This is a genomic window from Ruegeria sp. C8, from assembly GCF_056537565.1.
Genome location: NZ_JBQFRV010000025.1, coordinates 1 through 12,634 on the forward strand (window position 1 = coordinate 1; position 12,634 = coordinate 12,634).

Consider the following 12,634-nt stretch of genomic DNA (forward strand, 5'->3'; position numbering starts at 1 on the left):
CTGTAACTGTACCGGGTCGCGCTCGATCCTGCTGATCCAGCAGCGCATCGCCCGGTCGGAACCGCGACTTGGGCGGCGCGTTGTTCCGGTGTTTCGATCCGGGTGATTTTGGCCTTGGGAAAACTTGCCAGAACGGCCTGAACAAGCGGATGCGCCGTAGCCTCTTCTTTAAGCGCAAGTTCGGCTTTATCGCGGATTTCGGCGATTGTCGGAGCGTCACCATCCGACACGATGGATACCGCCCATCTGTTGCCAGTCCAACGCTGCAAGGCCGATCCCAGTCGTGGTGCAAGATCGGTTGGGGCTTGCGACGATGGGGTGAATTCGATCCGTCCCGGCTGGTAAGACACCAGCCGCACGCCGTTTTCGACCTCGACCAGAAGCTTGACGTCTCTGTTGTTCCGGATCAGCTCGACCACATGTTCGAAACTTGGGTATCGCGCCAGTGCCGTCTGTGTATCTTGCGCCAAGGCGGCGACTGGTGCGCCGCCGGACCCGCGTGGCGCGGGGGCGTAGCTTGTAGCGGCGCGGGCTTCAACCGGGGCCGCACTGTTGCTTTGGATTGGCATCCCGCCGCTTGGGCCGCCGTTTGGGGGCGGAGGCGTATCCTGCAGCCGTTTGATCAGCTCTTCCGGGCTGGGCAGGTCGGCCACGTGAGTCAGTCGGATCACCGCCATTTCGGCGGCCATCATGGCGTTGGGGGCGGCTGAAACTTCCTCAAGCGCTTTCAACAGCATCTGCCACATCCGAGTCAGCACCCGCATGGGGAGGGCCTCAGCCATCTGCTGGCCCCGGGCGCGTTCATCCGGGGAAACAGTGGGGTCTTCGGCCGCATCGGGGGTGATCTTCACGACAGAAACCCAATGAGTGATTTCGGCCAGATCACGCAGCACGGCCAGTGGGTCAGCCCCTTCGGCGTATTGGCCACCAAGCTCGGTCAGCGCCCCAGCTGCATCGCCCCGCAGGATCATGTCCATGAGGTCCAGAACCCGGCCACGATCCGCGAGACCCAGCATCGCGCGGACTTGATCTGCCGTCGTCTCTCCGGCCCCATGCGAGATCGCCTGATCCAATAATGAGGTCGCGTCGCGAGCAGATCCCTCGGCAGCACGGGTGATCAGCGCCAACGCATCCTCGGCAATCTCAGCGCTTTCAGCAGAGGCGATCTTGCGTAGCAGGCCGATCATATCCTCGGGTTCGATCCGGCGCAGGTCGAAGCGTTGGCAGCGCGACAGAACCGTGACGGGAACCTTGCGAATCTCGGTTGTGGCAAAGATGAACTTCACATGCGCCGGCGGCTCCTCGAGCGTCTTGAGCAGCGCGTTGAAGGCGCTGGTCGACAGCATGTGGACCTCATCGATGATGTAGATTTTGTAGCGGGCCGAGGCAGCGCGGTAGCGAACACTGTCGATAATCTCGCGAATATCATTGACGCCGGTGCGGCTGGCGGCGTCCATCTCCATTACGTCGACATGACGGCCCTCAATGATGGCGACGCAGTGCTCACATTGGCCGCAAGGCTCGGTCGTGGGTCCGCCAGTTCCGTCCGGTCCGATGCAGTTCATGCCTTTCGCAATGATCCGTGCGGTCGTGGTTTTACCGGTTCCGCGAATGCCTGTCATGACAAAGGCTTGCGCGATGCGATCCGCCTCGAACGCGTTTTTGAGCGTGCGGACCATCGCATCCTGACCCACCAGATCGGCAAAGGTTTCCGGGCGGTATTTTCGGGCGAGAACCTGATAGGCGGGGCTGTCTGAGTCGGTCATGTCTGCTCTGGCGGATTCGGAACGTCACCGCAGCGTAGAGGCCTGCGCCGCCCGCGTCCACATGAGTTGAAGAACGATTTTGTTTTGGAAACCGGCGCGTCAGGGGTACACTCTGCAGATTGTGAATCAAGCCTAAAGTCAGGATCAACGCTTCCGGGGGGATGCTGTCATGACGAATTTGGTCATTCATGCTTTGCAAGTGGGCGGGGGCACACTTGCCCTAACGTCGATGCCGGGAAAGGGCGGCGACTATGCAGGCGACCTTGAAACGATTGGAGATTGGAGGCCGGGGCTCGTGCTTTCGATGACAACCGAGGCCGAGCTGGTCCAGTTTGGAGCCCGCGATTTTGGCCGCGACGTTCAGGGGCGCGCCAGCCGCTGGGTGCATCTGCCGATTCAGGATTTCGGCGTGCCACCGTCAGAGGTTGATGCGCAATGGCCCGATGTTAGTGCCGCGGCGCGGCAGGCTTTGTCTGGCGGAGGGCGCGTGCTTGTCCATTGTCAGGGCGGATGTGGTCGCTCTGGCATGGTTGTGTTGCGGTTGATGATCGAATGCGGCGAGGCTCCAACCCAAGCGCTGGATCGGTTGCGCAAGCTACGCCCCTGCGCGGTCGAAACCGATGCGCAGAAGCACTGGGCCACCTTGCCCGCCCGAGCTTTGGCAGACTCCTAAGCCGACAGTTGCAGTTCCGCCGGGGTCGTTTTGCTCGGCGCAATCACTGATGCCTCGAGCATGGCGCAGGGCAGGGATGTCATCGCTGCGCTAGGCAGGCTGCTCGTTTCGGTTCCGAACATAAGGTCGGCGTAGCGATGGAGGGTCTCGCTGTCGGCATTAGGGTCCGCTCCGCAATAGACCCGCACCCGAGACTGGCTGGCCCGAAACCGGGCGTGGCAGCCGTCCGTGCAATGGGTCAGGTCGCTGCTGCCTTCGATTTCGAAATCCGATGTGGTCGCCGGACCGGCTTGGTCCAGTGCGTCAACCATCGAACGCGCCAGCCGTGCCAATGCAGGGCAAGTCTTGCCGGTATGTTGGCAGATGGTTGCTGAGAACCTATGTGTCTTCGTCTTCCAGATCATCCTGCGCCCTCCGCGCGGTGGACAGGGGCTGGGATCAGGTGGGGCAGATAGGGTCTGTCACGGCCTGCCCGGACACCCCGCCCGAGTTTGGGTTATGTTGACGATGGCAGGTCTCCTGACTTGCGGGTCATCGCTTTGCCGACCTTCCCGGCCTTTCGGCCAGTGGATCTTCGACATCGCTCACCGCTTACAGTTGCGGGGGCAGTCGCGGATTTGGTTCGTCCCGAGCAAGCCGGGGAAAACCGCACCGTGTTCCCTTTTCATCCCGACTTCTTGTGAAAGCCGGGAACCATCGGACCATCGCTAGCGTTCATAACCATTCTGAGTCAAGTTGAACTTTCTGCGCTGCGGAAAGACGATCCGCAAAGTGGACGCGTGGTCAAGCGGGATCGCAGTTGACTTGCATGGGCTGTCTGGGGTCAAGTTGCAATGTGAACTCATCAGTTCAGTTTTCCACCGAGGATGCCCATGCTGGATGCAAACCAAACAGTGCTGATCGAAGATGTTCAGATCCCGGTGGGGGATGGTGCCCTGTCCGGGCGGATCTACCGGCCCGTGGCGCAGCCCGAAACCGTAGTGGTGGTCAACAGCGCGACAGGGGTTCCGCGAGACTACTACAAGCATTTCGCACAATGGTTGGCCTCGGATCGTGATATCGCCTGTCTGATCTACGACTACCGGGAATTCGGGCATTCGAAATCGGGCCCACAGCGTCGGTCGAAGATTTCGATGGCCGATTGGGCGTTGCAGGACATGCCCGCCGCGCGGGCCGAGATGCGCCGACGGTTCCCGCTGTCGCAGCAATGGTCAGTTGGTCATTCGCTTGGAGGGATGCTGGGGCCAGTGCAGCCGGATATCGACAAGATTGATCGCATGATCTGCGTCTGTTCTGGCCTTGTGAAGTTGGGCGATCATCCTTGGCCGTACCGCGCTCTGGCCGGGTTGTTCTGGTATGGGCATGTGCCTCTGGTCGTGAGCGGCCTGGGGTATTTGCCGGGCAAGGCACTTGGGTTTGGAACAGACCTACCGCCTAAGGTCTATTGGCAATGGCGCAAATGGTGCACCGCGCCGCAAAGCTATCTGCCCGAGATCGGAGACACACTGCCGCAAGCTACGTGGCAGGATGCTGACGTTCCCGTCGACCTTTTTGCCTTCACAGATGATGAGATGGTCCCAGAAGCTGCCGTTTGGCGGTTGGCCGAGCTTTATGGTCCAAAAGCACGCCGTCACCTGTTGTCACCGGAAGAGTTTGGTGTTCGGGAGATCGGCCATATCGGTGTGTTTGCCCGCCGAAATGCGGTGCTCTGGCCACGATTGATCGCTTGATGGGGGGCGCCGGCGGACCGACGCCCCTTTTTCAGCCCGTGTTTCAATCGCCGCGCCGCGCGGATTTTCCGTGCATCGCAGATCGGACCATCTTGCCGAAAGCCTTGTCGCGTGCCCGCGCCTCGGCCACGGTCTCAGAGTTGCGCTGATCCTCGCGCCTCAGCTTGCGCCAGCGTTCCAACCGATCTGCATCCAGTGTGCCTGCTTCAATCGCCGCCTGCACAGCGCAACCGGGCTCGGCCTCATGCTGGCAATCCGAGAACCGGCAGGTTTGGGCCAGCTCCAGAATGTCCGAGAACACTTCGTCCACCCCGTCCTGCGCGTCGAGCAGGCGCAGGGCGCGCATGCCGGGGGTGTCGACCAGCCAACCGCCATTTTGCATCGGATGTAAGGCGCGAGACGTCGTGGTGTGGCGGCCTCGGGCGTCATCCTCGCGGATTGTGGCTGTTGCCTGATCCTGCCCGGTCATTCCGTTGGCGAGCGTTGTTTTGCCAACCCCGGATGACCCGACCAAAGCCGCTGTCTGACTCGCCGGACACCATGCCAGAACCTGCTGCAGGTCTAACGCTTCATGCGCGTTGACCGTCAGGACTGTCAAAAACGGTGCCAGCGCTTCGGCCTGCTTGGCGTAGGCTGCGGGGTCCGAGCAGCTATCTGCTTTGGTCAGGACCACGACAGGATAGCAGCCCGCCTGATGCGCCAGTGCCAGATACCGTTCGAGCCGGGGCACATTGAAATCCGCATTGCACGAGCTGACGATGAACAGCACGTCAACATTGGCTGCGATCAGTTGCGCCTCGGCTCCGGTTCCGGCAGCACGGCGTTGCAACAGGCTGCGCCGGTCAAGCAGATGCTGAACGCGATTCTTGTCATCGGCCAGCACCCAATCTCCGACAGCGAAGTCGCCGGTGGAATGACCAGGGGCCAATAGAGACATTTCTGCGGTCTCGTTCATCCCGACCAGACGGTCCCGGTGAACAGCGGTGAGACGAAAAGGCGTAAGCTGCGCGTGCGCCGCGTGTTGTGCAGCAAAGTGAGAGGACCATCCCAGGTCCGAAAGAGTAAAAGACATTGGTTTGCCTGTGTTCAGATATAGCAATCCCATCGGATGGCAGACGCGCATCCGTTGGTGATGTGTTCAGGCAATCGGAGAGTTGGGTTTAGAACCGATCTGCCCGAAGGGAGTTTGCTACAATCATAAAGCCCTCCTGCGGCTGATGGTTTATATAAAGTGAGAGGTTGGACATCGACCCAAGCGGGGCTCGTTGTGGCTGCTTCCTTCCGGACCTGACCAGGTTGGCGAGGCGCTCGCCCGCGCCAACCTCTCAGGGCCTGATATAGGGAAGGGATGTGAAAATGACAACCCGTCACAAGGTTAGTCGTATCCTTTCAAAGCCCTCGGTATCAGGCCCCAGCAATTCCGGGGAGTACGCGCAGAGCTCAGGCAAATACTTCAACGCTCCGCTGCCGGTTCTGAGGATCGTTTTGGCACCATTCAATGGAGTTAAGGAGAACGGGTAAGGAGCCTGATCCAGTGGGTCTGCGGGCAGGCGATCTGACAGGTAGTCGCGCAGTATCTCTTTGATATCTCTGGACGGCAGCGGAATGGTCCGGGCCTTGTCAACGAAAGGGAAATGCCCACCGCCGCTGGCGCGATAGTTGTTAAGGGCGACGACAAAGCTCTGGTCTTCGCGGACTGTTTGCCCGTCAAAGCACAGGTCGCGGACGCGCTGGGCGGCTGGATCGGTCAAGGCGCCGTTGCTATCGAACCGCGCCGGGCTGGACAGGTCGATCTGATATGTGACGCCAAACACGACGTCAAAGTTATGCCCCGCCCGGTGGGAATCGGTCAGCTCAGCTTGGGTGTCTGGGTGGATCTGGTTGAAAACACTTGCCGACATCTCAAGCCAATCCCGCAGTTGCGCGCCGGTGATTTCGACGGCGCGCAGTTCGTTGGGAAAAACATGCAGGTCAGCGACGTGTCGCAGGCAAATCTCACCCACAGGCACGTCCGTATAGTTTCTGGGTCCAGCGCGGCCGCCGAATTTGTAAGGGGACACTGCAGACAGAATCGACACTCCAGCGAAGGCGGTGCCGTGCAGGTACGGGCGCAAACCCGCCGCTTGCGCCGTCGCCACTAGGGCCAGCCCTCGATCCGGCGCGCAGAAACTGAAATAGCTGTGCAGGCTCTGCGTGGTATGGCTGACAGGTTCGGCCATCATCTTGCGCGTGGCCAGATGAGCGGGCTTAAACAGGACGCTCAGGTCTTCGTCTTCAACCTCATCAGCTGTGGCGACCAGGCTGCAGTGGTGATCCATGATCTGCCAGCGCCCCTTGAGCGACTTGGTCAGGTGCAGATCTATGACCCCCAGAAAAGACCCGGCAGACCCGGCCATGACCACAGGCGTACCGTGGACCAGACCATTTTCGGCATCAACGCCGTCAAGCCCGTGATGGGCCGCGCCGGGTAGTGAGAGATGTGTGTGACCGGCAATAATCGCGTCAATGCCTTCAATTGCGGCAAGGGGGATGACGGCATTCTCAAGCCCCGGCTGAGCTGCCGATTGCTCCAACCCCGAATGCGCCAGCGCGATGACCAGATCACAGCCCCGCGCGCGCAACGCCTCAGCCGTTCGTCGGGCGGCGGTCAGGATATCCTCGGCAATGACCGTGTCTTGCAAATGATGCGCCTCCCACATCGTGGTTTGAGGTGGAAGCACGGACAGCACACCGATTCGGATCGCTTCGTCCTGCACAATGGACCGAGTCAGGACAACGCTGCGCAGCCAGGGCTGCCGGTCGTCCACATGGGTCAGATTGCTGCAAATCACGGGGCAAGGGGCTTGGCCTATGACGCGTTCAAGCACATCCAGTCCGAACCCGAAATCATGATTGCCCAAGCCGATCGCGTCATATTCTAGCGCCTTGAAGGCCTGCATCATCGGGTGCGGGCCCTCGTTTTCCACCGCCCAGTCCCCAATCGGCGTCCCTTGCAGCGCGTCGCCATTGTCGAACAAAAGGGTCAAACTGTCCTCGACCTGTTGACGGGCGTTTCGGATCGCCGACGCCGTACGCGTCAGCCCGATGGTCGGGTCCGTTTTGTCCGCATAATAGTCGAACCCGGTCAGGGTCATGTGCAGATCGGTGGTTGCCAGAATGCGGATATGCACGCCGGCTTCCTGCGCGTCTTTCATGCGCGGGGAGATTGCGGTCACGTTGGGTTGTCTACTTTTGCGCTATGAGAGTTAAGAAAATTTACCAAGAGGACAAATAAGTGAAAAATCCGAGACGGTCATGCGGTGTTTCGGTGGCACCTGTCGATATGCCGCAGTAGTGAATTGACATTGCAACACCTGCGCGGACATGGCAGCCCTAGGCGCAAAAGGCCGAGGGGACCCCAATGAAAAACGCAGAAAACGTGACATTCGGCAGTTCAGGCTTTGAGCGTGCGGCCCATCTGCGGGGAGACGCGGACAAGCTGACCGAAGCGGCCCAAGATCCAAACGCCCGCTGCCTGTTGCTGTGGCGTGGAAAAGTGCTGGTGCAGGGCGAGGCTCTGGATCGGTTGGGTCTGGTCAACATGGCGCATCCTCTGGTCGCGAATGGCCCAGGTGGAGTGGTTGAGGCTCCGATCTTGCTTGGCTGCTCCGATGACGGGGCGGCGATGTTTGCCGCAGATATCTCTGAATGGCAGGCCGAGGGGCTGGATCTGGCGAGCTTGGGCAATTTCATCGACCCGTCCGAGCAACAGCATCCCGATCTGCCTGAGGGCCATGTGTTTGCCGAGCTGCGTCGGATCATGACGCGCCTATCGGCCCGCGATGCCGAGCTTGCGGCGACAGCCAAGGCGGTGATTGGCTGGCACGAGACGCATCGCTTCTGTGCTCGCTGTGGCGCGCCAAGCGACGTATCACAAGCCGGATGGCAGCGCAGTTGCCCGGTTTGCGGCGGTCAACACTTCCCGCGTACCGACCCGGTTGTGATCATGTTGATCACCCATGGCGACAGCGTGCTGATGGGGCGCTCACCGGGATGGCCAGAGGGTATGTTCTCGTTGCTGGCAGGCTTCGTCGAGCCGGGCGAGACACTCGAGTCCGCAGTGCGGCGCGAGGTGATGGAAGAGGCGGGCGTTCCCGTGGGCGCAGTGTCCTATCTGTCAAGCCAGCCCTGGCCGTTTCCGGCGTCGCTGATGTTCGGCTGCGCTGGCGAGGCTTTGTCTCGGGACATCCAGATCGACCCGGTTGAGATCGAAGAGGCAATGTGGGTCAGCAAATCCGAGATGATGCAGGCCTTCGCGGGGGAGCATCCGCGCCTGCTGCCCGCCCGCAAGGGGGCGATTGCGCATTTCCTGCTGCAGAACTGGCTTGCAGATACGCTGGACTAAAGAAACACTAAACGGAAAGAACGAGCAGCAAAGGCCCACATGCAGTTTTCAGCGCGCGAAGATATCGAGGCTCCCATCCACTCGGTTTTTGACATGGTTGCCGATTTCGATCGGTTCGAACGCATGGCGATGCGCCGTGGCGTTGACGTGCGCCGTACCACTGGCGGGGTCGCACCCTCCGCAGGCATGGCGTGGGAGACCGAGTTCAAGCTGCGCGGCAAACCCCGCCAGATGTCCGTACTGCTGACCGATTACGACCACCCCTCGCAAATGCGATTCGAGGCGACTGGTAAGGGCATGACTGGGGTTACGGTGGTTGACTTCATGGCCCTGTCTCAGCGCCGAACCCGCTTGAGTGTGGACCTGTCGCTCAGCGCCAAGTCCCTGCCGGCGCGGTTGCTGCTGCAGTCGATGAAGCTGGGCCAAGCGCGGTTTCGCAAACGCTTTCAAATGCGCCTGGCGGAATTCGCCCGAGAACTGGAGCAGCGCCACCGGCATGGCGCCTAGACTCACCTTTATCTGAAGTGGGGGCCTAGCCGCGTGGCTGAGCTGCCGGGTAGACGCCAAGTATTTCCACATTGGTGGTGAAATGCTCAAGCTCGTCCATGGCCAGTTGCACGTTCCGGTCTTCTGGATGCCCGACTATATCGGCATAGAACTGGGTCGCGGTGAACGAGCCATCGACCATGTAGCTTTCCAGCTTGGTCATGTTGATCCCGTTGGTCGCAAACCCACCCATCGCCTTATAGAGCGCCGCTGGAATGTTGCGGACCTGAAAGACAAAGCTGGTGATCATGCCGTGCTCGCCCCGACGCGACAGGTCGGCCTCGGGTGACATGACCAGAAAACGCGTGGTGTTGTCGCCATGATCCTCGATATGGCGGGCCAAGACGTTTAGGCCGTAGATCTCTCCGGCCAGTTCACTAGCCAGAGCGGCGGAATGGATTTCACCCGCCTCGGACACCTCACGCGCGGCGCGGGCGTTGTCGGGGCTGACCCGCCCATGAATACCGTGCTGGCGCAGGAAGCCCGCGCATTGGGGCAGCAGCACCAAATGGGAATGCGCCTCGGTGATGTCGTCCAGCGTCGCACCGGGCACGGCCAGCAGGTTGATGTGGACACGCACGAAGGCCTCATCAATGATTTGCAGACCACTATGCGGCAACAGCCGGTGGATATCCGCCACCCGCCCATAGGTCGTGTTTTCTACCGGCAGCATCGCCAGATCGGCCGCGCCGGACCGAACTGATTCGATCACATCCTCGAAAGTGCGGCAGGGCAGCGCCTCCATATCGGGGCGCGCGTTGCGGCAGGCCTCGTGGCTGTAGGCGCCGGGTTCGCCTTGAAAGGCAATGCGTTTGGTCATTTGGTCGGTCCCGTGCAACAAGTTACAAAATTGGGCGTTTCGTCGCGGTGTCTATACCTTGCCTCTCGCAAGGGGAAGCCTTAGACACCTTTTCAGACAGCTGAAATGGACTAGCGATCAATGTTCGACACGATGACAGTTACAAAGGCCGCTGCGGGCCTGTTCGGCACGTTCCTTGTGCTGCTTCTTGCCAAATGGGGTGGTGACATCCTGTACCATTCGCATGGGGGCCATGGGGATGCACAGGCTGCCTACATCATCGAGACCGAAAGCTCGGGTGAAAGCGCCGATGGCGAAGAGGTGGTCTTTGAAGACCTGCTGGCCGCCGCAGACCCTGAAAAGGGCGCCAGAGTTTTTCGCAAATGTACTGCGTGCCACAAACTGGAAGACGGTGCGAACGGCACCGGACCCTACCTGTACGGCATTGTAGACCGGCCCGTTGCGTCGGCAAAAGGTTTCACCGGCTATTCGGCGGCGATGCAGGCGCATGGTGGCAACTGGACCCCCGAAGCGCTTGATGCCTTCGTTGAAAGACCCAACGCATATATCTCGGGTACATCCATGAGCTTTGCTGGCCTGAAAAAGCCTCAAGAACGCGCTGACCTGATTGCCTATCTGCAAACCATTGGCAACTGATTGCCATCACGTTTGCGAAAAAACCCAAAGCCGCTGCCTTGTGCAGCGGCTTTTTTTATGTCGAAAATCTTCACAAAGCGTTCACGCATTCTAAACTTGAATCAGCCAGGACTGGCGATTTAGCTGGCGGAACAGACATAGATGACGACAACAATCCAGAGGATGAGCCATATGAAACCCCTCCTGCCTGCTGCGCGCGACATGAGTATTCGGCATTGGGGGGTGGTCTTAGGGTTGGTCGCCGTGACGCTCGGATCAGCCGAGGTCGCCCAAGCGAATGATGAAAACGTTGCAACCAGTCACGGGTACTCCTATTTTGGAAATCTGGACTACCCGGCTGACTATCCGCATCTGAATTACGTCAATCCCGACGCTCCCAAGGGAGGTGAGATGTCACTGGCAGCGTCTGGAACCTTTGACTCGCTAAATCCTTACTCACGAAAGGGTCGGAGCGGAGCGTTAACCACAATCCAATATGATCGCCTGTTCGAAAGCGCGGATGACAGCGTCGGTCAGTATTACGGTGTTCTGGCTGAAAGTCTCGAGTACGACGAAGGGCGCAACTACGTCATATTCAACTTGCGCCCTGAGGCGATGTTCTGGGATGGAACACCGGTCACGGCTGAAGACGTTGTTTACAGCCACCGTTTGTTTATCGAGCAGGGCCTGCCGTCTTACGCGCAGGCTGTCGGGCGTATGGTCACCGGGGCCGAGGCGCTCGACGATCACACTGTGAGGTTCACGTTCAACCCAGAAGTCACGCGCCGCAGCTTGATCGAAACCGTAGGATCGACGCCTGTCTTCTCGAAAGCGTGGTTTGAAGCTGACGAGTCGCGTCGCCTGGATGAACCTCGGCTAGAAGTGGCGGTCGGTTCGGGTCCATACAAGCTGGACAGTTACGACATCAACCGCCGTATCGTCTATAAGCGCCGCGACGACTATTGGGGCAAAGACCTGCCGTTCAATGTCGGCCGCAACAACTTTGACACTATTCGCGTCGAGTACTTCGCTGACCAGACTGCCGCTTTCGAAGGTTTCAAGGCGGGCGAATATACGATGCGAATCGAGAGCGATCCCAAGCTCTGGGCGACAAGCTATGACTTCCCCAAGCTGACAGAAGGTTCCGTTGTGCGTGACGAAATCAAGGATGGCAGCCCGCCGACACCGTCTGGTTTTGTGTTCAATCTCGGCAAACCCCAATTCGCAGACAAGAACGTCCGCAAAGCGTTGGCTCTGGCATTCAACTTTGAATGGGCAAACGAATCCTTGTTGTTTGGATTGAATTCACCGCGCAACTCTTTCGTGCAAGGCACACCTCTCGAAGCACAGGGCACCCCAGCGGGCCCAGAGCTGGCCTTCTTGGAAACGCTTGGCGATGTCGTCCCAGCCGATTTTATATCCGAGGATGTCGTCGTCGCTCATGAATCCAATCCGGCGCGCCTGAACGACCGGCGCAACCTGCGCAAAGCGTCGAAGATGTTGGACGAGGCGGGTTGGCCCGTGGGCGAAGGCAACGTGCGTCGCAATGCCGAAGGGCAGACGCTGAAGGTGAATATCCCTTACCCTTCGAACTTGCCGACATCGACGGCGACGATGATCGAAACCTATGTTCAGAACCTTCAGGCATTGGGTGTAGATGCATCTGCGGAAAAGGTTGATCCGGCACAATACACATTGCGTAGCCGAGAGCGCGACTACGATATGGTCTATTCCACGCGGTATGGGTCATTCCTGTCGACCGGCGGCGGATTGAGCCAGATGTATGGGTCTGAAGAGGCAGCCTTTAGCCTGTTCAATCCCGCTGGCCTGGCAAGCCCGTTGGTCGACGCGATTATTGAAGCGTCTTTTGAAACCGACAATCAGGCTGATCAGGACGCAGCACTTATGGCGTTGGACCGTGCCCTGAGATATGAGTTTTTCGTGATCCCCGTGGGTTACATCGCGGACTATTGGACAGCCTACTACGACATGTACGAATACCCTGAAAACCTGCCACCCTATTCGCTAGGACATTTGGACCTTTGGTGGATCAACCCCGAGAAAGAAGCCGATTTGAAGGCAAAAGGCGCGCTGCGGTAA

The 12,634-nt window shown here is 59.5% G+C and carries 11 protein-coding genes, 1 other RNA gene and 1 riboswitch; of the genes, 6 read left to right on the forward strand and 6 right to left on the reverse strand.

Annotated features, from left to right (window positions below):
- Positions 1-1,766 (reverse strand): DNA polymerase III subunit gamma/tau (locus ACR0KL_RS21470; protein ID WP_480777487.1); only part of this gene is annotated, 1,766 nt, incomplete at its 3' end.
- Positions 1,767-1,935: 169 nt separating this feature from the next.
- On the opposite strand from ACR0KL_RS21470, the gene ACR0KL_RS21475 reads away from it, so the two are divergent.
- Positions 1,936-2,439: a phosphatase domain-containing protein gene (locus tag ACR0KL_RS21475; protein ID WP_170642670.1), complete on the forward strand. Its 504-nt coding sequence runs from the start codon at positions 1,936-1,938 to the stop codon at positions 2,437-2,439.
- Here ACR0KL_RS21475 and ACR0KL_RS21480 read toward each other — a convergent pair.
- A complete protein-coding gene (locus tag ACR0KL_RS21480) occupies positions 2,436-2,843 on the reverse strand; it encodes a hypothetical protein (RefSeq protein ID WP_480777488.1) in 408 nt (135 codons plus the stop codon). The genes ACR0KL_RS21475 and ACR0KL_RS21480 overlap by 4 nt on opposite strands.
- 88 nt (positions 2,844-2,931) lie before the next feature.
- Positions 2,932-3,151, reverse strand: a riboswitch (cobalamin riboswitch).
- A gap of 160 nt (positions 3,152-3,311) precedes the next feature.
- Here ACR0KL_RS21480 and ACR0KL_RS21485 point away from each other — a divergent pair.
- A complete protein-coding gene (locus ACR0KL_RS21485; RefSeq protein WP_170642672.1) occupies positions 3,312-4,169 on the forward strand; it encodes an alpha/beta fold hydrolase in 858 nt (285 codons plus the stop codon).
- A gap of 43 nt (positions 4,170-4,212) precedes the next feature.
- Here the strand turns inward: ACR0KL_RS21485 and rsgA are convergent, their stop codons facing one another.
- The 3 genes from rsgA to ACR0KL_RS21500 all read right to left on the reverse strand — a co-directional run bounded on the left by rsgA (position 4,213) and on the right by ACR0KL_RS21500 (position 7,384).
- Positions 4,213-5,241: a ribosome small subunit-dependent GTPase A gene (gene rsgA / locus ACR0KL_RS21490; protein WP_480777489.1), complete on the reverse strand. Its 1,029-nt coding sequence runs from the start codon at positions 5,239-5,241 to the stop codon at positions 4,213-4,215.
- 157 nt (positions 5,242-5,398) lie between these two features.
- An RNA gene (ffs, locus tag ACR0KL_RS21495) (signal recognition particle sRNA small type) lies at positions 5,399-5,497 on the reverse strand.
- A 39-nt stretch (positions 5,498-5,536) separates the two neighbouring features.
- Complete coding sequence (locus ACR0KL_RS21500; RefSeq protein ID WP_480777490.1) at positions 5,537-7,384, reverse strand: bifunctional 2',3'-cyclic-nucleotide 2'-phosphodiesterase/3'-nucleotidase; 1,848 nt, start codon at positions 7,382-7,384, stop codon at positions 5,537-5,539.
- A gap of 185 nt (positions 7,385-7,569) precedes the next feature.
- Here ACR0KL_RS21500 and nudC point away from each other — a divergent pair, with 185 nt between their 5' ends.
- Together nudC and ACR0KL_RS21510 are read left to right on the forward strand one after the other, a co-directional pair.
- Complete coding sequence (nudC, locus tag ACR0KL_RS21505) at positions 7,570-8,553, forward strand: NAD(+) diphosphatase (protein WP_170677915.1); 984 nt, start codon at positions 7,570-7,572, stop codon at positions 8,551-8,553.
- Positions 8,554-8,592: 39 nt separating this feature from the next.
- Positions 8,593-9,060, forward strand: a complete 468-nt coding sequence (locus ACR0KL_RS21510) for an SRPBCC family protein (RefSeq protein WP_170677913.1) — start codon at positions 8,593-8,595, stop codon at positions 9,058-9,060.
- A gap of 25 nt (positions 9,061-9,085) precedes the next feature.
- Here ACR0KL_RS21510 and ACR0KL_RS21515 read toward each other — a convergent pair whose 3' ends face one another.
- Entirely contained in the window at positions 9,086-9,919 is an 834-nt protein-coding gene (locus ACR0KL_RS21515) for a prephenate dehydratase (RefSeq protein WP_170677911.1), read from the reverse strand.
- A 120-nt stretch (positions 9,920-10,039) separates the two neighbouring features.
- On the opposite strand from ACR0KL_RS21515, the gene ACR0KL_RS21520 reads away from it, so the two are divergent.
- Positions 10,040-10,555 (forward strand): c-type cytochrome, encoded by a 516-nt coding sequence (locus ACR0KL_RS21520; protein WP_170471271.1) that lies wholly within the window; start codon positions 10,040-10,042, stop codon positions 10,553-10,555.
- A 171-nt stretch (positions 10,556-10,726) separates the two neighbouring features.
- A complete protein-coding gene (locus ACR0KL_RS21525; protein ID WP_170677909.1) occupies positions 10,727-12,634 on the forward strand; it encodes an extracellular solute-binding protein in 1,908 nt (635 codons plus the stop codon).